The 22622-nt window shown below is 67.9% G+C and carries 17 protein-coding genes and 1 pseudogene; 7 read left to right on the top strand and 11 right to left on the bottom strand.

The features are described 5' to 3' along the window. Positions 1-15: 15 nt before the first annotated feature. The 4 genes from LL962_RS10455 to glyQ form a co-directional block, all read right to left on the bottom strand. Positions 16-3870: a translocation/assembly module TamB domain-containing protein gene (locus LL962_RS10455; protein ID WP_228316846.1), complete on the bottom strand. Its 3855-nt coding sequence runs from the start codon at positions 3868-3870 to the stop codon at positions 16-18. After that, a complete protein-coding gene (locus LL962_RS10450; protein ID WP_104588396.1) occupies positions 3867-5651 on the bottom strand; it encodes an autotransporter assembly complex protein TamA in 1785 nt (594 codons plus the stop codon). The genes LL962_RS10455 and LL962_RS10450 overlap by 4 nt, the downstream gene beginning before the upstream one ends. A gap of 342 nt (positions 5652-5993) precedes the next feature. Further along, positions 5994-8246 (bottom strand): glycine--tRNA ligase subunit beta, encoded by a 2253-nt coding sequence (gene glyS, locus LL962_RS10445; RefSeq protein ID WP_228316845.1) that lies wholly within the window; start codon positions 8244-8246, stop codon positions 5994-5996. Between the two features lie 292 nt (positions 8247-8538). After that, positions 8539-9447, bottom strand: coding sequence for a glycine--tRNA ligase subunit alpha (glyQ, locus tag LL962_RS10440; protein WP_228316844.1), 909 nt, complete (start codon positions 9445-9447; stop codon positions 8539-8541). 89 nt (positions 9448-9536) lie between these two features. On the opposite strand from glyQ, the gene LL962_RS10435 reads away from it, so the two are divergent. From LL962_RS10435 to LL962_RS10425, 3 genes are all read left to right on the top strand, one after another. Continuing rightward, the gene (locus LL962_RS10435) at positions 9537-11351 is read left to right on the top strand and encodes a GspE/PulE family protein (protein ID WP_104588399.1); all 1815 of its coding nucleotides are present in this window, start codon (positions 9537-9539) and stop codon (positions 11349-11351) included. Between the two features lie 311 nt (positions 11352-11662). Continuing rightward, a complete protein-coding gene (locus LL962_RS10430) occupies positions 11663-12415 on the top strand; it encodes a glutamine amidotransferase (RefSeq protein WP_228316843.1) in 753 nt (250 codons plus the stop codon). A 59-nt stretch (positions 12416-12474) separates the two neighbouring features. After that, the gene (locus tag LL962_RS10425) at positions 12475-13374 is read left to right on the top strand and encodes a BPSS1780 family membrane protein (RefSeq protein ID WP_104588401.1); all 900 of its coding nucleotides are present in this window, start codon (positions 12475-12477) and stop codon (positions 13372-13374) included. A gap of 172 nt (positions 13375-13546) precedes the next feature. On the opposite strand, the gene tatC is transcribed toward LL962_RS10425, so the two are convergent. The 4 genes from tatC to LL962_RS10405 all read right to left on the bottom strand — a co-directional run bounded on the left by tatC (position 13547) and on the right by LL962_RS10405 (position 16107). Beyond that, positions 13547-14284 carry a twin-arginine translocase subunit TatC gene (tatC, locus tag LL962_RS10420; protein WP_228316842.1) on the bottom strand — a complete coding sequence of 246 codons (738 nt, stop codon included), beginning with the start codon at positions 14282-14284 and terminating at the stop codon, positions 13547-13549. Then, complete coding sequence (gene tatB, locus LL962_RS10415; protein ID WP_228316841.1) at positions 14281-14895, bottom strand: Sec-independent protein translocase protein TatB; 615 nt, start codon at positions 14893-14895, stop codon at positions 14281-14283. The genes tatC and tatB overlap by 4 nt, the downstream gene beginning before the upstream one ends. A 15-nt stretch (positions 14896-14910) precedes the next feature. Further along, complete coding sequence (tatA, locus tag LL962_RS10410; RefSeq protein WP_104588404.1) at positions 14911-15138, bottom strand: Sec-independent protein translocase subunit TatA; 228 nt, start codon at positions 15136-15138, stop codon at positions 14911-14913. 72 nt (positions 15139-15210) lie between these two features. Next, positions 15211-16107 (bottom strand): lipid-binding SYLF domain-containing protein, encoded by an 897-nt coding sequence (locus LL962_RS10405; RefSeq protein ID WP_228316840.1) that lies wholly within the window; start codon positions 16105-16107, stop codon positions 15211-15213. Positions 16108-16251: 144 nt separating this feature from the next. Here LL962_RS10405 and hemH point away from each other — a divergent pair, with 144 nt between their 5' ends. The 3 genes from hemH (at position 16252) to LL962_RS10390 (ending at position 18542) form a co-directional block, all read left to right on the top strand. Continuing rightward, positions 16252-17217: a ferrochelatase gene (gene hemH / locus LL962_RS10400; RefSeq protein ID WP_228316839.1), complete on the top strand. Its 966-nt coding sequence runs from the start codon at positions 16252-16254 to the stop codon at positions 17215-17217. Positions 17218-17219: 2 nt separating this feature from the next. Beyond that, positions 17220-18092, top strand: a complete 873-nt coding sequence (locus tag LL962_RS10395) for an alpha/beta fold hydrolase (protein WP_228316903.1) — start codon at positions 17220-17222, stop codon at positions 18090-18092. Between the two features lie 162 nt (positions 18093-18254). After that, positions 18255-18542 (top strand): hypothetical protein, encoded by a 288-nt coding sequence (locus LL962_RS10390; RefSeq protein WP_228316838.1) that lies wholly within the window; start codon positions 18255-18257, stop codon positions 18540-18542. Positions 18543-18693: 151 nt separating this feature from the next. On the opposite strand, the gene LL962_RS10385 is transcribed toward LL962_RS10390, so the two are convergent. The 3 genes from LL962_RS10385 to ttcA form a co-directional block, all read right to left on the bottom strand. Beyond that, complete coding sequence (locus LL962_RS10385) at positions 18694-19479, bottom strand: YgjP family zinc-dependent metalloprotease (RefSeq protein ID WP_228316837.1); 786 nt, start codon at positions 19477-19479, stop codon at positions 18694-18696. Positions 19480-19814: 335 nt separating this feature from the next. Beyond that, positions 19815-20720, bottom strand: a complete 906-nt coding sequence (locus LL962_RS10380) for a recombination-associated protein RdgC (RefSeq protein WP_104588409.1) — start codon at positions 20718-20720, stop codon at positions 19815-19817. Between the two features lie 60 nt (positions 20721-20780). Continuing rightward, a complete protein-coding gene (ttcA, locus tag LL962_RS10375; RefSeq protein ID WP_228316836.1) occupies positions 20781-21677 on the bottom strand; it encodes a tRNA 2-thiocytidine(32) synthetase TtcA in 897 nt (298 codons plus the stop codon). 748 nt (positions 21678-22425) lie between these two features. Between ttcA and LL962_RS10370 the strand changes: the two are divergent. Next, positions 22426-22622 (top strand): annotated as a pseudogene (locus LL962_RS10370) (xylose isomerase); the annotation flags it as partial.

Below are 22622 nucleotides of genomic sequence, written 5' to 3'. Positions count from 1 at the left end.
GCGTTTATGGGCCGCCTACTTCTCCCGCCGCCAATTGATCGAACCCTTGGTCTCCACCGTGCTGGATTCGGCTTCGATGTCGAAGCCGCGGCTGAGCAGGTATTTGAGGGTGAGCACCGAGCCGCTGCCGATCATCGAGACGCCGTAGCCGACGTAGAGTTTGGGCGAGAGATACTTGCCGAAGCCCACCACCGAGCCCAGGGTGCTGGATTGGCTGACGCCGGCGTCGTCCAGGCCGAGCTTGGCGCCGATCTGCGAGGCGATCAGGCTGCTGCCGGCCGATAGCGCGGCCGAGGCGGCGCTGACCTGCTGGGTTTCGTCGCTGCTGGCGGTGGACAGGCCGCGGCCGAGTACCAGGTACGACAGCGCCTCCGATTGCGACATTGCCGGCTCGGACCACACATCGGCACGTGGCGATTCGGCGCGGCCGCTGACGTCGATGCCGGCGGTGACGTCGCCCACCTTGCGTTCGGCACGCAGGCTCACGCGTGGATCGGAGACGATGTTGTTGTTCCAGGTCAGCTGGCCGCGGCTGATGGTCAGGTCCTGGCCATAGGCCTTGTAGCGGCCGCGCACATCCAGCCCGCCGTTGGCGGTCATCTCGCGGCCGGGGCGGGCGCGGATCTGCATCTGCCCGCTCAGCCCGCCCTTGAGGCCGAAGCCGCTCATGTTGACCTTGTCGCCGAGCACGATGGCCAGGTCCATGTCCAGCGGCGAGGCCGGGGTTTCTTCCGGATCCACCGGGTCCAGTACCACCACGTCTTCGGACACCGAAGTGCCACGGTCCAGGCGTTCCAGGTCGATATCCGCTTCGGGCACGGTGACCTTGCCGCGCAGCTGCATCGTGTTGTCGGCAATGCCGAACTGCATGTCCGGGTTGGCGATGATGCGCAGTTCGCTGGTGTTGTAGGCCAGCACGTTCTCGCCGCGGATATTGAGCAGCAGCGGCGTGCTGCTGCCGAACCACGACAGCCCGCCGTCGATGGTGAGCGTGCCGGGACCGGACTTGGCCGAGGCGGTGATCTTGGCCGAGCCATCCGGCAACGCGTCGAAGCGGCCCTTGCCCTCGCTCAGGGTCAGGCCCATCGACGGGTACTCGGCGGTGAAATCGCTCAAGGTGGCATCGCCGCCCAGCAGCGGTTTGTCGCGGGTACCGCGCAGGCTCACATGGCCTTCGACCAGGCCCTTGGGCCGCACGACGTCGGCCACCACCAGCTCCAGCCAATACAGCCGCGACATATTGAGATACAGCTCGCCGTTGAGCGGCGCGTACGCATCCCAGCCGGTGTTGAACTTGGCATCGACGAAACCGGCGCCCTGGAAGCCGATGCCCAGCTTGGCCTGGATCTGCTGCTGGGTGAAATCGGCCTGCATGCTGAACTGGTCGTAGCGCAGCAACTCGCCACGATTGGGGTTGCCGGCCACCGCGGCGTAACGGGTTTCGCCGAGGCGGATGCCGCCCTCCGGCGAGGCGACCCGGAAGCTGCCCTCCCAGGCATTGCCGCGTGGCTTGAAGCTGCCATCGACGGTGAGCTCGCCACGGAGATAGATCTGCCGGCCTTCCTGCTTGGGCAGCCACGGCTGCACCAGCGACAGCGGCAAGGCATCGCCATGCACCACCATGCCGTCGCGCGGCCAGTTGGCGCTGGCGCACAGCGCACCGCCGGTGGCGGCGCCCAGGCAGGTATCGGACAGGGTGAAGGCGGCGCCGTCGGTACTGAACTGCGCCGGCTGCCGCAGCGCCCAGGCATCGCCCTTGACCGGCGCGATGCGCAGCGTGGCCAGCTGGCCCTGCCAGCGCGCGCCGTTGCGACGCACATCGCCCTGCAGGGCGAGGCTGGCCATGGCATTGGCGATGTCGGCCTCCAGGCGCAGCGCCTCCACCGCACCGCGTGCCTGCACGCGCACGCTGTCCAGCACCACGCCGGCTTCGATGGCGGTGCCTTGCAATGCGAGTTGCCCATCGCTGCCGCGCCACGGCAGCCGGCCACGCAGGCTGATGCTCTGCGCGCTGTAGCTGTTCCAGCGCAGGCCGTTGCCGGCGATATCGGCGGTGATGTCCGGCGCATTGCGCTTACCGCCGATCTGCAACTGTCCACGCACCACGCCGGTGGCGCCGGGCAGCACATCGTCCAGCTGCAGCGGCTGCAGCTGCGCGGCGATATCCAATTGATCGCCGACCTTGCCCTTGGCGGTGATGCGGCTGGCGCCCAGCGCCAGTTGCAGCTCGCCTTCGCCCTGTTCGCCGCGCAGCGCGAACTTGCCGTCGGCCGATAGCGCGCGCTGGCGCAGCTGCCCACGCAGACTGGACACCTGTGCGGTGGCTTCCAGGCCCGGCGATACCCCGCCCGCGGGGGCCGGCAGCTGGCGGCCCTTGGAGGCGATCGTGCCGGACAGGTTGCCGTTCCAGCCCGGCGCGAAATAGCCCGGATCGAACTTGGACAGTTGTGCGGCGAGGTCCCAGTGCAGTTCCGGCGTCCAGCCCACCTCGCCGGTCAGATCCAGCGCGCCACCCGGGGTGGCGGCCTGCACCTGCTTGAGCTGGGCGCGCTGGTCGTTGCCGCGCGTGTCGAACACCAGCTTGGCCTGCTGCCCGTCGCGCTCCACGGTGGCGCGGCCGATCGCCGCCCATGCCTTCAGGGTACCGGCCACGCCCAGGCGCGCTTCGCTCAGCTCCACCGGGACCACCGGCGCATCGGGTGTGGCAGGGTCCGGGGCCGGGGTGAAGCGCAGGCCGCCGGCATTGACCGCGAACCGGAAGCTCGGATTCTGGGGATCGCGGAAATCGGCGGTGCCGCGCAATTGCGTGCGGCCTTCGAAGGTCTCGATCACCAACGGTTCGACCGTGAGGACCTGGTCGGCCAAGCGGAGATGCGAAGGCTGCAGGGTAGCGCTCAGTTCCCCTTGGCGGATGCTGCCCTGCAGATCGGCGTTGCCGCCCTTGCCGGAGGCCTGCAGGTTCAGTGCGATCGGCGTGGCGGGGGGAGCGGTCTGCCCCTCGGCGGCGGGAATCAACAGCGCCGTGTCCAACGCCTCGGTCACCGCCTTGAACGCCCAGCTGGGGTCGTCGCGGCCGGTGAATACCAGGCTGGCCTGCAACGGTGCCGGCGCGCGGCCGGCAATGGCCACTTCCATCTTGTCCAGATCCCCGCGCGCCACCAGCCCCAGGCTGGCCGGGGTGCGCCCGCGTGGGGCCGGCAGCACTGCGGTGGCGGTGAGATCGGCGCGGTAGTCGTCGTTGGGCACGTAATCGCCGTGCAGGCGGAAATCGCCCTTGTCGGTATCGATCACCAGCGCGCGCGTACGCAGTTCGCCGGTGGCCACTTCCAGCCCGCCCTGCACCCTGTGCAGGACGACCATCGGTTGCTGCAGCTGGGTGATGCGCAGGTTCTGCACATCGATCCTGTCGGCCTGGATCGCCAGTGGCACGGTGATCTGCGGCAGCGATTCGGGCCAGCTGGGGAGCTTGAACGGTTCGTCGCTCTTGCCCAGATTCAATGAGGCGTTGCTGACCTGCACCGCATCCAGCTGCAGCTTGCGCCCCAGCAGCGGGCGCAGGTCCGGCTCCAGATACACGCGCTCGGCGGTGAAGTGGATGTCCTGATACTTGAAGTCGACATTGCGCAAGGTCAGCGGGCCGGCCACCGGGCCTTCGACGCTGGCATAGGTGAAGCTGGCGCCCACCGGCAACCGCGCCACCACTTGCGCCAGCAATACATCGCGCCCGGCCACGGTCTGCAGCAGCCAATAGAGCGCGATCAGGGCCAGCAGCACCAGTCCCAGCACGGTCAGCCCCGAGCCCACCCAGAAGCGGCGCCGGCGATAGAAACGCGCGCGGCGCGGTACGGCGGGCGGCGTGGGTGTGCTCACAGGTTGGCCCCGATATCGATATAGAGCTGGAACTGCGAGTCGGGATCGTTCAGGCCATGCGCGATATCCACTCGCACCGGGCCGACCGGCGAGCGCCAGCGCAGGCCGAAGCCGATGCCCGTGTGCCAGTCAGGCCGGTCGTCGAAGGCGCTGCCGCCATCGACGAACACTGCCCCGCCCCATGGGCCGCCCTTGAGGTAATGCTCGTATTCGGCGCTGGCGGTCACCACGTTCTTGGCACCGAGCGCGAATTCGTCCGGCCTGGGCGTGCGCGGGCCGACTTCGCGAAAGGCATAGCCGCGAATGCTGTTGGCGCCGCCGGCAAAGAAGCGCAGGCTCGGCGGCATCGCGACCAAGTCGCTGGTCCAGGTGGTGCCGCCTTCGCCGCGCAGGATCAGCCGGCCGTTGTCGCCGGCGCCCAGGAACCAGCGCAACTGCCCGTACAGCTGGCCGAAATTGGTATCCGAACCGGCCCCTTCGGCGCCGCCGCGGATGAACATCTGCCCCGACACGCCGCTGCGCGGGAACAGGCGGTCGTCGACATTGACGTAGTTGGCCTGCAGCTGCGGATAGATCAGCGTGGATGTCTCGTACACCGCGCCTTCGAAGTCGTCGCCGCTGCTGAAACGCCACCGCTCGCGCAAGGCGTTGATCGAGGCAATCGCGCTCCAGCGCTCGTTGATCTGGCCACTGCGGCTGCCGGTAAGCTTGATGTTGCGCAGGTCGATGTATTCGGTCTGCTCGTCGTACAGCCGCACCGAGGCGGTGTACCAGCCGTCCAGCCAACGGAAGGCGGGCACCCGATAGCTGGAGGTCAGGCTCTTGCGGTTCTGCGCATAGTCCAGCTGCGTGTCCATCTTGTGGCCGCGCGAATTCACATAGCGCCGCTCCACCCCGCCGCGCACGCCGGCTCCGCTCTCGCTGCCGTAGCTCAGGCCGGAGGTGTAGATGGTGCGCTTGGCGCGGGTGAGCTTGACGTCCACCGGCACGCGGCCATCGGCATCGGCTTCCTCGGGCTTGGGCTGGATATCGATGGTGCTGAAGTAATCCAGCTTGGTCAGCGACTCGCGCAGCCGATCCAGTTTGCCTTCGTGGTAGTAGCTGCCTTCTTCCCAGTACACCAACGGCTCGAACAGTCCCGGGCGGAAGTAGTCGTAGTCGAAGCGCACCTTGCCCATGTCGTAGCGCCGGCCGCTGTCCCAGTTGAGATCGATGTCGGCGGCCTGCTCGGCGCGCGTCACCGCGACCCGGCGGCGGGTGAGGTCGGCGTCGAAATAGCCGCGCTCGGCCAGGCGACGGGTGATGCGCACCTTGCTGGATTCGTACTGCGGGTGGCTGAACACCTGGCCCGGGCGCGGCTCGAACTGCTTCAGGTCCTGGCCCAGGTAGCGGTCCTGTTCGGCCCAACCGGTGATGGAGATGTGCGAGGTGCGCACCCGCACCGGTTCGCCGCGCTCCACCGTGATCACCACCGTCACCCGGTCGCCATTGCGCGGGGCCGCCAGATCGATGGTGGGCGAGTAGTACCCGAACGGCTCCAGCGCCTCGCGCGTCTGCCGCTCGGCCTGCGCCAGCAGGTATTCCAGCCGCGACTCGCCCTGCTCCTTGCCGACGGCCTCATACAGGGACAACGAGACCTCGATGTTCTCGATCATCTCGGCATCGTCGCCTTCGTCCAGACCCTTGATCTCGATCTTGTCGATGGTTGCGCGTGCGAAGGCGGGGCCCGCCAGGACGCACAAGAGCAGCAGGACGGGGCGGACCCGGAAGATGAATCGCATCGGCGCAGGATACCGGCAGGACCGCTCGGGTCTGTTAATGGGACGTCTAGAAGGCGAGAGTGCCATGTCGCTTGTCACGCGCGGATGCACGCGGCTATCCGACATCCAGCGAGCGAAGAGGACGCGACGAAGCGCTATCACCGCGCGCGCGGGACTGACCGGCTGCGGACCCCGCCTCGGGGGCCCCGCAGCGATGCCACTGGCATCGCCGCGCTCGGCATGAACTGGTCGGCTTCGCAGGTCGCCACCCTGGAGCGATCCGTGGGTGTGTCCGCCACTTCGGCTCACACCACCCGCCGCGCTGCCTAGGTGCCGTGCCTGGCCCCGGCATGCATCGTGCCCTCAACTGGACAGATGCTCGATGGCAGCGACGCTGCCGAGGCGGTCGCCGAGTTTCTTCAGCAGGGCGAGCCGGTTGGCACGCAGCTGCGGATCGTCGGCATTGACCATCACGCCGTCGAAGAACGCATCCACCTGCGGGCGCAGGCGCGCCAGGCGTGCGAGCACGGCGACGTAGTCGTGGCGGTGCAAGGCATCGCCGGTGTCGCCGATGGCCGCTTCCACCGCTTCGGCCAGGGCCTGTTCAGCCGGTTCGCGCAGCAGCATGGGATCGATGTCGCCGGGGATCTCGCCTTCCACCTTGCGCAGGATGTTGCGGATGCGCTTGTTGGCCGCAGCCAGCGCTTCGGCCTCGGGCAGGGTGGCGAAATTGCCGATGGCGTCGATGCGGCGGTCGAAGTCGTAGAGGGAGCCGTGGGTCGCGCCCAGGTGCGCTCCTACGCCGGCCGGTGTCGGCACGGCTTCGGGCGAGGCAGAGAACAATGCGGCGACCGCGTTGAAATGCGTGGCCGGTACGCCCTTGTCGGCGTAGTAGCCGCGTAGGCGATCTAGGATGAAGTCGAACTGGTCTTGGACGGCCAAGTCTTTGGACAACTCAGAAGGATCGATATCAATGTTTTGGCTCAATGACAATTTTGATTTGAAATCCCACTTCGTGTACGCGAGCAGCACTTCAGCCACTTGCTCCAGGGTCGCCTTCGAATTGATTTTTACCCACACTTGAATTGATGCCTGCTGGATCAGTTTCTTCAGGTCAAAGTCAAACCCCGACTCAATCACCGTCCGCGCCAATCCCAACGCATTACGCCGCAACGCGAACGGATCCTTGTTGCCGGTCGGCTTCAACTCGGCCGCAAACCCACCGGCCAAGGTATCCAGCCGCTCGGCGATCGCCAGCACCTTGCCCAGCGGCGAGAGTGCGATGTCGTCGCCGGCAAAGCGCGGTTGGTAGGCCTCGTCGATGGCCAGCGCGATTTCGCCGGGCTCGCCGGCGGCGGTGGCGTAATGGCGCCCGGCAATGCCCTGCAGTTCCGGGAATTCGTTGACCATGCGCGATTGCAGGTCGTTCTTGGCCAGTTCCGCTGCGCGACGCGCCTGCGCGGGGTCGGCGCCCACCTGCGGCGCGATCGCTTCGGCCAGTGCCGCCACGCGCGCGACCTTGTCGGCCACCGTACCCAGCTTTGCCTGGTAGGTCACCGTGCGCAGGCCGTCGCCCATCGCCTCCAGCCCCTGCTTGAGGTCTTCGTCGAAGAAGAACTTGGCGTCGGCAAAACGCGGGCGGATGACGCGCTCGTAGCCCTTGGCCACTTCGGCAACGTCCCTGGAGACGATATTGGCGATGCCGATGAACTGCTCGGTCAGCTTGCCGCCGGCATCGAGGACCGGGAAGAACTTCTGGTTGATCTCCATGGTTTCGATCAGCGCTTCCTGCGGCACCGCCAGGAAATCGCGCTCGAAACTGCACAGCACCGCCGACGGCCATTCGACCAGGTTGACCACCTGCTCCAGGTTGTCGTCGCTGATGCGCGCGCTGCCGCCGGCCTGCTGTGCGGCGGCTTCCACTTCTTCGACGATGCGGGCGCGGCGCGCGTCGGCATCCACCAGCACGTGCGCGGCGCGCAGTGCGTCGATGTAGTCGCCCGGAGCGGCCAGCGACACGGCGCCTTCATGCATGAAGCGGTGACCGCGCGTCACGCGATCGCCGCGCACACCCAGCAATTCGGCCGGAATCACCTCGCTGCCGAACAGCAGCACCAGCCACTGCACCGGCCGTGCGAAGGCGTATTCGTGCGCGCCCCAGCGCATCGGCTTGGGAATGGGCATCGCGGCAATGGCGTCGCGCAGGATCTCCGGCAGCAGATCCGCGGTGCGCGCGCCCGGCGTCACTGCGCGGTGCACGAAGCGCTCGCCCTTGGCGTCGCTGGTGCGCTCCAGCGCGCTCCAGTCGATGCCGGCCTTGGCAGCGAAGCCGGCCAGTGCCTTGGTCGGCTGGCCCTGCGCATCCAGCGCGATGTTGAGATACGGCCCCAGCACTTCCGAGCGCTGCTCCGGCTGCTCGGTGGCCACGCCCGGCAACAGCACCGCCAGGCGACGCGGCGTGGACAGCGGCCTGGCATCGCCGCGGGTGACGGCGACGCCGCGCTTTTCCAGGCCGTTCAGCACGCCATCGAAAAAGGCCTGTGCCAGACCCGGCAGCGCCTTGACCGGCAGCTCTTCGGTGCCCAGTTCGATCAGCAGGGGAAGTTGTTCGCTCATATGACGTGGACCTTTGCGTAGTCCCTTCTCCCTGCGGGAGAAGGTGCCCCGAAGGGGCGGATGAGGGTACGGGCGAAGCTCTGTGGAGTTTGGGTGCATGAGGGCTGCGCCCCGTACCCTCACCCCAACCCCTCTCCCGAGGGGAGAGGGGCTTTTGGTCCCTTCTCCCTGCGGGAATAGGTGCCCCGAAGGGGCGGATGAGGGTACGGCCGAAGCCTATGGAGTTTGGGTGCACGAGGGCTGCGCCCCGTACCCTCACCCCAACCCCTCTCCCGGCGGGAGAGGGGCTCGGTTACTTCTTCACTCCAGGAAACCCCAGCTTCTCGCGCTGCGCGTAGTAGGCCTGCGCCACGCCCTGGGCCAGCGCGCGCACGCGCAGGATGTAGCGCTGGCGCTCGGTCACGCTGATCGCGCGGCGCGCATCCAGCAGGTTGAAGGCGTGGCTGGCCTTGGTGACCTGCTCGTAGGCGGGCAACGGCAAGTCTACTTCGACCAGATGCTTGGCTTCGGCTTCGCAGGCATCGAAACGGTGGAACAACTCGGCCACGTTGGCGTGTTCGAAGTTGTAGGCGCTCTGCTCCACTTCGTTCTGGTGGTACACATCGCCATAGCTCACCGGCGTGCCATCCGGGCCGTAGGTCCACACCAGGTCGTAGACGTTGTCGCAGCTCTGCAGGTACATGCACAGCCGCTCCAGCCCATAGGTGATCTCGCCGAGCACCGGCTTGCACTCCAGTCCGCCGGCCTGCTGGAAATAGGTGAACTGGGTGACTTCCATGCCGTTGAGCCAGACTTCCCAGCCCAGGCCCCAGGCGCCGAGCGTGGGCGATTCCCAGTTGTCTTCGACGAAGCGCAGGTCGTGCACCAGCGGGTCGATGCCCAGCGCCTTCAACGAGCCCAGGTACAGGTCCTGGATGTTGTCCGGGTTGGGCTTCATCGCCACCTGATACTGGTAGTAGCGCTGCAGGCGGTTGGGATTGTCGCCGTAGCGTCCGTCGGTGGGGCGGCGCGAGGGCTGCACATAGGCCGCATTCCACGGCTCCGGTCCCAGCGCGCGCAGGAAGGTGGCCGGGTGGAACGTGCCCGCGCCCACTTCCAGGTCCAAGGGCTGGATCAGCACGCAGCCCTGCTCGGCCCAGTACTGGTTGAGGGTCTGGATCAGGCCCTGGAAAGTGATTGGAACGCGCCAGGAATCGGACATGCAGCAAGGGCCGTGCGGAAGGGGTGCGCTAGTATACCGGCCCACCCGCGGCGCTTTGCCGCGGGCGATTGCCGCAAGGGACGATCAGCATGGAACAGCGGCGTAGCGCCGACCCGGACAGCGTAGCGGCGATCCTGCCGCGCGGCCGGTTGATGTTCGACACCGTGGCGGCCGCCCTGCTCGCCGATGGCATGGTGGTGCCGCACGAACACGAGCGCGTGCAGTTCTCCGGTGCCGGCGTGCGCACCGCCAGCGACGTGCATCCGCTGGTGCTGCTGGCCAACCTCAAGCTTCACGCTGCGCAGCCGCCGGCCGGCGAGCTGGGCCTGGAACGGCTCACCGAATGGCTGGCTACCCGCACCGGGCTGCGCTATCTGCGCATCGACCCCACCCGGATCGATGTGGCCGCGGTCACTGGCGTGGTCTCGCACGCCTACGCGCGCCGCCACCGCATCCTGCCGCTGGCGCTGGATGCCGAGCGCGTGCTGATCGCCACCAGCGAACCGCTGGCGCTGGACTGGCTGGCCGACGTGCAGCACCTGAGCCGCCGCCGCGTGGAGCTGGCGCTGATCAACCCGCTGGACCTGCATCGCTACACGATGGAGTTCTTCGGCGTCACCCAGTCGGTGCGTGGCGCGCGCGGCGATGCGCGCAGCACCGAATCCAATGCGGGCCTGCCCAGCTTCGAACAGCTGGTGGAACTGGGCCGCGCCGGCGACGTCAATGCCGACGATCACCACATCGTGCATATCGTCGACTGGCTGCTGCAGTACGCCTACGAGCAACGCGCCAGCGATATCCACCTGGAGCCGCGCCGCGAGGCCGGGCGCATGCGCTTCCGCATCGATGGGGTGCTGCACAAGGTGCTGGAAGTGCCGCCCTCGGTGATGACCGCGGTGGTCAGCCGCATCAAGGTGCTCGGCCGCATGGACCTGGCCGAACGCCGCCGCCCGCAGGACGGCCGCATCAAGACCCGCTCGCCGGGCGGGCGCGAAGTGGAAATGCGCCTGTCCACCATGCCCACCGCGTTCGGCGAGAAGTGCGTGATGCGCATCTTCGACCCGGATTCGGCGTTCAAGAGCATCGAGCAGCTCGGCTTCAGCCCGGAAGAGGCCGCCGGCTGGAGCGCGCTGGTCGAGCGCCCGCACGGCATCGTGCTGGTCACCGGCCCCACCGGTTCGGGCAAGACCACCACGCTGTATTCCACGCTCAAGCGCCTGGCCACGCCGGACGTGAACGTGTGCAGCGTGGAAGACCCGATCGAGATGATCGCGCCGGAATTCAACCAGATGCAGGTGCAGCAGAACATCGATCTGGATTTTGCCAGCGGCGTGCGCACGCTGCTGCGGCAGGACCCGGACATCATCATGATCGGCGAAATCCGCGACCTGGAAACCGCGCAGATGGCGGTGCAGGCCTCGCTCACCGGCCACCTGGTGCTGTCGACGCTGCACACCAACGACGCCGCCTCGGCGATCACCCGCCTGCTCGACCTGGGCGTGCCGCACTATCTGGTGGCCTCCACGCTCAACGGCGTGCTGGCGCAGCGGCTGGTGCGCACCCTGTGCGTGCACTGCAAGCGGCCGCACACGCTCAGCGACGCCGACTGGGCGGCCCTGCGCGAGCCGGGCGAAGCACTGCCGGAACCGCTGAACGTGCACGCGCCGGTCGGCTGCCTGGAATGCCGCCGCACCGGCTACCTGGGCCGGGTGGGCCTGTACGAACTGCTGCCGGTCACCCCACGCCTGCGTACCCTCATCCGCCCCGACACCGAGCTGGCCAGCTTCAGCCAGGCCGCCCGCGGCGAAGGCCTGCGCACGCTGCGCCGCACCGGCCTGGAGAAGGTCGCCGCCGGGCTCACCACCATCGAAGAAGTGCTGTCGGTGTTGCCGCCGCGGGAGTAACCGCAACGTCGTCCGGTGCCGCGGGCGCCCGCAGCATCCGCTCCACCCGCTGCTGGCCAGGACGGCCAGCTGCCCGTCCGAGGCCAACGGCCCGGCGCATGCGTCCATGGTCCAGTCGCGCGGCTGTCGGCCGATATCCAGGCATGCCAGCGCGATGGGCCGTCGCCATCGCCTTCAGCCATCCAGTCTCGAGGGAATCAGCACATGCCAATCGGCCATGACCCACAGCGTCTGCGGCGGCACGCAGCTTGAAAAAAACCGGCCACTGCCGCCTACAATCGAGGACATCTGTCGTGTCCGGATCCTTGCGCATGTCCGCTCTGCCGTTCCTGATCATCGAAACCGGCTGCCCCGTGCCGGAGATGAAGCGATACGGCCGTTTTCGCCACTGGATCCGCGTGGCGGCCGGGCTGGCCGAACACGAGACGGTGGCCATCGATGTCGCCAACGGCGACGCCCTGCCCGACCCGGCCGGCTTTGCCGGCACGATCGTCAGCGGCTCGGCCGCCTTCGTCACCGACCGCGCCGAATGGAGCGAGCGCAGCGCCGTTTGGCTGCGCCAGGCCGCGCACCAGGGCAAGCCCTTGCTGGGCATCTGCTACGGGCACCAATTGCTGGCGCATGCGCTGGGGGGCGAGGTCGACTACAACCCGGCCGGACGCGAGTCCGGTACGGTGGCGCTGGAACTGCATCCGCCGGCCGAGCAGGATCCGTTGTTTTCCGGCCTGCCGGGGCAGTTTCCTGCGCATGCCACCCACCTGCAGACGGTGGTACGCGCGCCGGACGGCGCCATCGTGCTGGCGCACTCGCGCCAGGACCGCTGCCATGCCTTCCGCTGGGGCCAGGCCACCTGGGGCGTGCAGTTCCATCCCGAATTCGCCACCCACCACATGCGCGGCTACGTGCAGGCGCGCGCGGAGTGCATCGCCCGCCACGGCCGCTGCGCCCGGACCGTGGCCCGTGAGGTCACCGCTGCGCCGGTCGCCCGCAAGCTGCTGCGCCGGTTCGTGCACCATGCCCGCGGCCTGCAGACAGTGAACGCTCGTCCCGCCGCGCACACGTAAAAGCGGCGATAATCGCGGGACGCCGGGTGGTCCGGCGCGCGTATCGATCCGGAATGGGAATGAGCGAAATCCGCAAGGTGCCGGCGTCTGCCGGCGCAGAATGGCTGTTGACCGGTTTCTCACTGCTCAAGCGGGCGCCGCTGGCGCTTGGCTCGCTGGGGGTGATCTGGAGCGTGGCCGCCTCGCTGGCGGTATCGCTGTCGGTACTGGTGCCGCTGCTGGGCCCGGCACTGCAGTTCCTGCTGGTGCTGGCCGGCCCGCTGTTCATGGGTGGCCTGCTGTGGGCGATCCGCGAAGTGGACGAAGGCCGCATCGCCAGGCCCGCGCACCTGTTGCACGGCCTGCAGGATGGCCGCGCGCCGCATCTGCTGGTGTCGCTGCTGCCCCAGCTGATCGCCGGCCTGCTGCTGGGCGTGCTGCTGCTGGTGATGATCGGCTCCAGCGGGCTGCAGCAGCTGTCGGAGGTGATGATCAAGATCAACCAGATCAGCCAGTCCGGCGCGCAGCCGGACCCGGCGCAGATCGAGCAACTGGCGGCCAGCCTGCCGGCCGGGCGCATCCTGCTGTGGCTGCTGCTGACCATCGCCACCTTCGCGGCGATGACGCTGGCGTTGTTCGTGATGCCCCCGCAGGTGATGTTCGACCGCAGCACCGGCGGCCACGCGCTGCGCGAGAGCCTGCGTGCCAGTCTGCACAACCTGCCGGCGATGCTGGTGTTCTTCGTGCTGGCGTTCATCGCCATCTTCGCGATCTATTTCGCGGTGATGATCGTGGCGCTGATCGTCGGCCTGGTGGCCGGGCAGACCGTGGCGATGTGGCTGGCCCAGCTGCTGCTGATGGCGGTGCTGATGCCGGTGTTCGCCGGTTCGGTGTACGCGGCCTGGAAGCAGATGTTCACCCATGACAGCGCCGCCGCACGGCCCACCCCGCCGTCGCGGCCGGATGTGTTTGCGGCCTGAGTCCGGCTGGCCCGGGGCCGCCGATCCGTGATGGCGCACCCGGGCGCGATGAAGCGTTACCGATAAAGCCTCTCACGCACGGCTGCGCTCCTGCGACGCAATCCGGTTCGTATGCCGGCTTCGGCTTCTGGAAGAGTCTCGGCCGCGCGTCAGGCGCGCGCCGCCGCCCGCGCTATGCCGCCTTCGGCCCTACCGCACGCGAGGCGATGATGCCCAGTTCGTAGAGCAGGCACATCGGGATGGCCAGCATCAGCTGCGAGACCACGTCAGGCGGGGTGAGCACGGCGGCCAGCACGAAGATGCCGACGATGGCGTAACCGCGGCCTTCGCTGAGCTGCTTGGGGCTGACCCAGCCCAGCAGCACCAGGATCACCAGCGCCACCGGCAACTCGAAACTCGCGCCGAAGGCGAAGAAGATCGCCAGCACGAAATCCAGGTAGGAATTGGCGTCCGGAGTGATCGCGATCACGTCGGGCTTGAACGTGGTCAGGAAGTGGAAGACCGCCGGCAGCACCAGGAAATAGGCGAACGCGCAGCCGATGTAGAACAACGCCACCGCCGAGGCCAGCAGCGGAAATGCGAGCTTCTTTTCGCGCTGGTACAACCCCGGCGCCACGAAGGCCCAGGCCTGGAACAGCAGCCACGGCACGCTGATGAACACCGCCAGGAAGAAGGTCAGCTTCAACGGAGCGAAGAACGCGCCGGCCGGATTCATCGCAATCATGGTCTGCCCCAGCGGCAGCTGCGAGATCAGCGGCGCGGCCAGCCAGGAATAGATCGCCCGCGAGAACGGCAGCAGGATCAGCAGCACCACACCCAGGCCGATCAGCGCGCGCACCAGGCGGGCGCGCAATTCCACCAGGTGCTCGATCAGACTGCTTTCGGCCTGTGCGTCGTCGAACAGGCTCACGGCTGGTTCTCCTGGATCTTGCTCGGCTCGGTCGGCATTGGCGCAGCCGGTGCGGTCGCATCGATGGGCGCACTGGTCGCCGGCACCGGCGCGCGGGTGAGGTGCGCGGCGTGCGGTGCCGGCACCACGCTGTCATGGGGGGCCGGAATCGGTGTCTGATGCGGCGCCGGCGCCATCGGCTGCGCTTGCGCGATGACCGGTGCGGCAGGTGCGGCTTCAGCAGCATCCATGGTGCTGGTCGCAGCGTCGGCACCGGTGCCCGGCGCCAGATCCGCATGCGCCCGTTCCAGCGGCGTGGCGCTGGCACGGATGTCGATATCGCGGCTCACGTCGTCGTGCAGCGCACGTGCGCCCTGCTCGACCTGCTGCTGCGTGCTGCGCAGCTCGGTTTCCGCCTGGCGCAACGAGGCCTGCACGTCCTGCAGGCTGCGCTTGAGTTCCTCGGCCTCCAGTTCGCGCTCCAGTTCCTGTTTGACCGAGTCCCATTGCGCACGCGCACGGCGCACCCACAGCCCGGCGAAGCGGGCCGCCTTGGGCAGGCGCTCGGGGCCAAGCACAACCAGCGCAACGATCGCGATCAGCGTCAGTTCGCCAACACCTATGTCAAACACCGACGCTGCTCCGAATCAGCGCGCGTCGCGGTCGCGCTCGGCCTGCGCCTCACGCGCCTGCTCGGCAGCACGGGAGTCGTCGCCCAGCTTGCCGGCTGGCTTGTCGTCGTCGTGCATGCCCTTCTTGAATTCCTTGACGGCGCTGCCGAGATCCTTGGCGCCACTGGTCAGCCGCTTGGTACCGAACACCAGCAGCACGATCACCAGCACGATGAGCCAGTGCCAAATGCTGAAACCGCCCATGATCTGCTCGCTTGCTGAAAAGAAGGAACGCGCAGGATACCCCAGCGCACCGCGCAGGGGGATGACAGGCCGTCAGCGGTTGCCGTCCAGCGACTCGGTGCGGATTTCGCCCTCCGACACCGGCTGGAAGCCCTGCTGCGCTGGCGGTGTGGTGGTGGGTTGCATCGGCACCGTACTGGCCTCGTTGGCCGGCGGCGGCGACTGCGCTGGAACCGGCGTGGCGCTGTGTGCACGCGGTGCGGGCGCGGCGCCTGCACTGTCGCCGTCGCTGTTGCGATTGGTGCGTGCGGTATAGGTGGCCTCCTCCAGGCGATCGCGGAAGGCGATCACGTCGGTGGATGGCCGCTCGTTGGTGCGGCCTTCGAAGATCATGCGCGGCGTGGCACCGCCACCGTAGGCATTGAGGTCGGCGGCATCGTCGATCTGCAAGACTGCGCCGTCGAGCGCCACGCCGGCGAACAGGCCGCGCGCGCGCGACCACGACCAGATCTCGGCCTTGAGCTGGCCGTCGGTGGCGGCGGCGGCATTGCGACCGACCGGGCCGGCGGCCACGCCGGCGTCGGCGCCCAGGGTGAACTTGCCGTTGACGATGTTGTCCAGGCTGCGGTCGTTGCGGAACACCAGCACCACATCGGAGGACTGCACGCCGGCCTGGAAGCCGATGCTGCCGCCGGTGAGCTTGACGAACACCGGCTGCGACCAGCTGCCGTCCGGATTCTTCATCGACATCAGGCCGTGGCCACGGCGGCCGCCGATCACCAGCCCGGCCTTGAGCGTATCGGGGATGACCACGATGGCGCGTGCCTCGTCGAGCAGCTTGTCGGGGATGGCCTGCTCGGGAATCTTCATGATCTCGTCCAGCACCCGCACCGCGTTACGCGCACGCTGATCCTCTTCCGGACCGGCGACGGCATGGCCGGCAACCAAGGTCAGCGACAACAACAGGGCCAGGCGCGACAGACGGGGCATGACAAACTCCACGGGGCGATCGGTCAAAGATAGCAATGGCGCGACGTTAGTGGTGGAGCAATGAATCGGTGGTGAGCGCAGCCGACGTGCAGGACGCAGCGGATCGGCGCGCCGTGGTCGGCAGCGCCGCCCGGCTCTGCCAGAATGGCCCGCATGAACATGCCCCCCGATTCCGCCCTGCTGGTCGTCAACCTGGGCACGCCCGATGCGCCCACCGCGCCGGCCGTGCGCCGCTACCTGGCCGAATTTCTCAGCGACCGCCGCGTGGTCGCGATCCCGCCGCTGTTCTGGAAGCCGCTGCTGTACGGTGTGATCCTGCCGATCCGCGGGCCCAAGTCGGCGGAGAAGTACGCCAAGGTGTGGTTGCCCGATGGCTCGCCGCTGGCGGTATACACCCGCCGCCTTGCCGAAGGCCTGCAGCAGGCCATGCCCGACTGGCAGGTGGATTGGGCGATGCGCTACGGCGCGCCGCCCTTGCGCAAGACGCTCGATGACCTGCGCGCACGCGGTATCAAACGCATCGTGGTGCTGCCGCTGTATCCGCAGTATTCGACCACCACCACCGCCTCGATCCAGGACGTGGTGGATGCCTGGCACCGCGACGCGCCGGAGATCGCGGTGCAGGTGATCGGCGACTATTGCGAAGACGCCGGCTGGGTGGCGGCGATCGCCGATTCGATTCGCGCGCACTGGCAGGTACATGGGCGCAGCGAGACGTTGATGTTCTCCTTCCACGGCCTGCCGCAGCGCGTGGCCAATGCGGGCGATCCGTATCCTCAGCAATGCGAGCGCAGTGCGCAGGCGATCGCGTCCGCGCTCGGCCTGGGCGCGGACGAGTGGCAGATGGGCTACCAGTCGCGCTTCGGCTCCGAGCGCTGGTTGCAGCCGTACGCAGAGCCCACCCTATGGAAACTGGCCGAAGGTGGCGTGCGCAGTTTCGACCTGGTGTGCCCGGGCTTTGCCACCGACTGCCTGGAAACCCTGGAAGAGGTGGCGCTGGGTTTTGCCGAAACGCTGGCCGAACGCGGCGCCACGCTCAGCTACATCCCCTGCCTCAATGCCGAAGCGGCACACGTGCAGGCACTGGCCGCACTGGCGCGGCGCGCGTGAGGCTGGAACCGTTCGACTGCACGCTGGCGATCGGCCGCGTCACCGGATTGCGCAGCGCCGAACGCGGTCGGCGACGGGTGCTGGCGCTGCATGGCTGGCTCGATAACGCAGCCAGTTTCCTGCCGTTGAGCGCACATCTGCAGGCGCCGGATCTGGACCTGGTGCTGCTTGACCTGCCCGGTCACGGTCACAGCGCGTGGCTGCCGGTGGGCGCCGAATACACCCTCAGCAGTGCCATCCACAATCTGCTGCAGGTGGCCGATGCGCTGGGTTGGGACCGCTTCACCCTGCTCGGCCATTCGCTGGGCGGCGGCGTGGCCAGCCTGATGGCGGCGGCCACACCCGAACGCATCGAGGCGCTGGTGGTCATCGAGGCGCTGGGCGCCCTGGCCGAACCGGCGGAAAACACCGCCGAGCGCCTGCGCGATTCGGTGCGTTCGACGCGCGGCCTGGCGCAGCGGCCGCTGCGGGTGTTCGGCACGATGGAAGCGCCGATCCGCGCGCGCATGATGGCCAATCAGCTCACCGAGCCGGCCGCACGGCTGCTGGTGGAACGCGGCCTGCGCGCAGTCGACGGTGGTTATAGCTGGTGCACCGATCCACGCCTGACCCTGCCCACCGCCGTCCGCATGACCGAGGCTCAGATCGATGCGCTGCTGACGTCCATCGTGTGCCCGACCCAGGCGATCTTCGCCACGCCGGCGCAGCCGTATTTTTCCGATACCTTGCGCGATCACCGCGTGGCGCTGGTGCCAGATGCACGCCTGGCGCTGCTGCCGGGCACGCACCATGTGCATATGGAGACGCCACAACCGGTGGCGGCGGTGATCGACGCGTTTCTGGCATCGTTGCCAGTGCCATCGCCACGCGCATGAAGCGAGGGCATGACGTGTACGTGCGCTGGCACCGGCGCCGGTGATGCTGCCATTGGCTGACGCGGCAGCTGCACCATCCCTCGGCGCGCCCGATGGCTGCAGGTGCGCGCTGGGCGGCGACGGGACACTTGCATGGCAGCAAGTCGGCAGGGAAATCGCGTGATGCGTCTGCCCGTGCAGTTGATCGCGGCGATCGAGGGCTTCGACCTGTGGAATTCGCCCTGGGCCTTCCTTGACACCGTGCGTTCGGCACCACCACTGGATGCGGACGATCGCCGGTTGCTGGACGCACTCTGGGCGGTGGCCTGCGATGCCGAGCATTGGATGACGACGTGCACGCTCCAGGCGGGCGCTGCAGCCGCCGAGACGGCGCTGGCCCAGCGCTACGCCTGGCTGTCGCCGCTGGCCTGCAGGCAACTTGCCAGGGCGGCGTCCTACCAATGGCGCTAGCGCGAGCGCGTGGCGGACGCAGTGCGACGGCAATCTGCCGCGCAATGCGACGCCCTTGTGCCGGAGCGAGGACGCGTCTGGCCTTTTGCAAACCTGACGCACTCGGCATTGCGCACTGGCGGTACCGCGCGTTGCGCAGCACACCGATCGGCTAGGTCGGTTGCAGCAACCGCCGCAGCTGCGCCTTGAGCTGGCGGCCGTGTTCGTGGAAGTAGCTGCGCTCGTCGCGCCAGGCGGGAAACCGCCGCTCCACTTCGGCCCAGAACGCCGGCGAGTGGTTGGCCTGCAGCAGATGGCAGAGCTCGTGCACCAGCACGTATTCGAACGCCGATGAGCGGCCCAGCACCAGCGCCAGATCCAGCGCCATCGAGCCATCCGGCGCGAGCGAGCCCCATTGCGAGGACATCACCTTCAGCCGCACGCGCGCCGGTGGGCGCGGCAGCCCCGGCAGATAGGTGGGCAACCAGCGGCCGACATCGGCGCGTGCCTGCGCCTCGTAGAATTCCTTCAATGTGCGGCGCAGGCCCGCTTCGCCCAAACGCGCCGGCACATGGAAATGCGCGCCCGTGTCGTCGAGGTCGATGCGCGCGTAGCGCGCTTCGTGCCAGGCCAGCGGCAGCAGCGCGCCGCGCAATGGCAACACCCCCGGCACGCCGCGTTGCAGCGCGGGAAACGCATCGACCTGCTGGTAACGCGACAGCTGGGTGCCCAGCCAATCCAGATGCGCGTGCACGAAGCGCTCGCCGGCCACCAGGCTCGCACGCAGCGGCAGGGTGAGCCGCGCGCCGCGCTCGTCCACGCTGAGCTTGATACGGCGCGCGCGTGGATCGCGTACGCGCAGCACCTCGATCTCGGCACCATCCAGCTGCACGCGCAAGCAGTCGCGTTCGACGACCTGCGGAGCGGGTGCAATCAGACGGCGGACGGGCTTGAACATGGGCACAGGATAGCGCTGCGATGTGTCAGGTGGTGAGAGCTTGCGCGCGATGTGCTGGCGCAGCCAGCGACGCGTGCGGAGCCGACCGACGCCGACGATGTCCTGCGACCGACGGCGCTGCCGGTACGCATTGCGACAGGGCCGATGAGCAGCAGCGCGCGGCAGACAGCGGCGCTGACGATGTCGGCAAGGCGCGATCGCGCTTGCATGGAGTGTCTGCCAGCATCGACTGCGGCGGCCTGTCCGCATCCCGGCTGGGAGCAGGCGCCAACCTCACGCGTTGCGCCACGGCAGGCGGGCGACCGGGCGTGCATGCGCCCGGTCGCCAAACCGGATCACTCGGCCTTGCTGAGCTTCAATGCGCTTTCCAGCAGCACGAACAGCCGGCGCACTTCGGCGCTCATCAACGCGAAACGCGCATCGAGTTCGGCACGCGCGCCGTCGTCTTCGCTATGTTCGAGCTGGTCCAACGCCCCGTCCAGGAACTTGAGCTTGCGGATCACCAGATCGTCGCCGAGTACGAACGAGAGATTGTCGTCCAGCACCAGCGCCAGCTTGGTGACCTGCTTGCCGGCTTCCAGATGCTTGTCGATCTCGTCGCCGCGCAGCTCCTGATGCTGGCACTTGACCACCGCGCCGCCTTCGATGGGATCCTTCATCTCGCATTCTTCGCCCAGGCTCAGGCCATCGGGCAGCGGTTCGCCAGCGATCCAGCCGGTGAGGATGGCGCGCGGGGCGACCTCGGCGTTGAGCGGCAATGCCGGGAAGCTGCCAAGCGCACCGCGGATCTCGCTCATCACATTCTCGCCGCTCTTGCGGCTGGAGGTGTTGACCGCGATATAGCCGTGCTGCAGATCCAGGATGGCGTCGGTGCGCGAGCTCTTGACGAAGGCGCGCGGCAGCAGCTCATGGATCAGGTCGTCCTTGAGCCGCTTGCGCGCCTTGCCACCCGGGCGGCGGCCTTCCTTTTCCTCGATCTCGGCCACCTTGCGCTCGAGCAGGTCATTGACCACCGCGCCGGGCAGGATCTTGTCCTCGCCACCGACGGTGAGCCACAGGAAATCTTCCAGACGGTGCGAGAGCACTTCCTGCTCGTCGCGTCCGAACGGCGATATGAAGCCGCGCGAACTCATTTCCAGCGGGCCGACCGGCTTGAGCTGCACCTGTGGCAGCAGCGTCTCGATCTCGGAGAAATCCAGCGTGGTGGGAAAACGGAACAGCGTGAGATTGCGAAAGAACATGGATAAGACCAAAGAGGGGAAACGTGGAGGTGGAAGACCGACGGTGACCGGGCGGGCGCGTCAGTCGCTATCGTGGCTGCCGTCGTCGGCAGCGTGCCAGTCAGCGGGATCGGGCGCGCCGGCATCGGGGCGGCGGCCAAGCGCCAGGAAATCGAACAGGGCGCGGTCGGCCAGCTGCTCGGGGCGCACGTCGCCCAGCGCACGCGCGATCTGCTCGACGCGCCCGGGCTGTTCCCGATCCCATTGCTGCAGCATGCGGCCGATCTGCTGGCGCTGCAGGTTTTCCTGGCTGCCGCACAGGTTGCAGGGAATGATCGGAAACTGCCGCGCCTGTGCGTAGGCGGCAATATCGGCCTCGCGCACATAGGCCAGCGGGCGGATGACCACGTGCGCGCCATCGTCGCTGCGCAGCTTGGGCGCCATCGCCGCCAGGCGCGCGTGGTGAAACAGGTTCATGAAGAACGTGGCCACGATGTCGTCGCAGTGGTGGCCAAGCGCGATCTTGGTCACCCCGTGCGCCTGCGCGTAGGCGTACAGGGCGCCGCGCCGCAGACGCGAGCACAGCGAACACATGGTCTTGCCGGCCGGAATCACCCGGCTGACCACCGAATAGGTGTCCTGCTCGACGATGTCGTAAGGCACGCCCAGTGTGCGCAGATAGGTGGGCAGCACGTCGGCGGGAAAGTCCGGCTGTTTCTGGTCCAGATTCACCGCCACCAGCGTGAACGGCACCGGCGCCTTGCGCTGCAGCTGCAGCAGCATGTCCAGCAAGGTGTAGCTGTCCTTGCCGCCGGACAGGCACACCATCACCTTGTCGCCGGCGGCGATCATGCCGAAATCGGCGATCGCCTGGCCGACCTGGCGTTGCAGGCGCTTGCCCAGGCGCAGTCGCCGCTGGCGCGGGTCGCGCGGCGCGGGATCGGCCAGGGGTTGCGGCAGCGGCAGGACGGCGGTCATGAGCTGCCCATTGTAGCTGCCGGGGAGATTTGGATCGGGAGTGGATTGGGTCGTGAGGTCAGCGGTGGCTGCCCCCATCCGCCCTTCGGGCACCTTCCCCCGTGAACGGGGGAAGCGAGCAAGCCCTGGTCGTGAGCTGCCCATCGTAGCTGCCGGGGGATTTGGATTGGGAGTGGGATTGGGTCGTGAGGTCAGCGGTGGCTGCCCCCATCCGCCCTTCGGGCACCTTCCCCCGTGAACGGGGGAAGGGAGCAAGCCCTGGTCGTTAGCCGCCCACTGTAGGTGCCGGTTGGATTTGGATCGGAGTGGGATTGGGTCGTGAGGTCAGCGGTGGCTGCCCCCATCCGCCCTTCGGGCACCTTCCCCCGTGAACGGGGGGAAGGGGGCAAGCCCTCTCCCGCTGTTGATCGTCCCTCTCCCGCCTGCGGGAGAGGGTGCCCGAAGGGCGGGTGAGGGCCCGCTGGCACGCCCGCATCTCGCAGCGCAGCAAGCCTTTCGATGGCCGGCTGGGTAAAGTCGGCAGCAACGCTCGGCCTGGGATGGGCATGCCACTTTCAGCTTCGCTACAAGGCGCGGCTTTTTTCGGTCGCGATTGTGGTAGCGCTAACATTCACGCCAACGGCGTCGCGATCCGGCAAAACCTGCGACGCGGCACGGTCGTGACCATGCATCCAGCCATCCCGCATCCACGCTGCAGCGCCCCTCGCATCCGCGCCAACACCCTCTTCGTTCGTGCAGGAGTCACCCCATGAGCAACACCGTGTACATCGGCGCCAAGGAATACTTCCCCGGCATCGGCAGGATCGGCTTCGAAGGCCGCGACTCGGACAACCCGCTGGCGTTCAAGGTCTACGACGCCAACAAGACCATCGGCGACAAGACCATGGCCGAGCACCTGCGCTTTGCCGTGGCCTACTGGCACAGCTTCTGCGGCAACGGCGCCGA

Origin of the sequence: Xanthomonas sp. NCPPB 1067, from assembly GCF_020783795.1 — a bacterium.
Lineage (GTDB): Bacteria > Pseudomonadota > Gammaproteobacteria > Xanthomonadales > Xanthomonadaceae > Xanthomonas > Xanthomonas melonis.
Note: the sequence above shows the minus strand (reverse complement) of the source record. Positions and strands in the feature narration are given on the sequence as shown.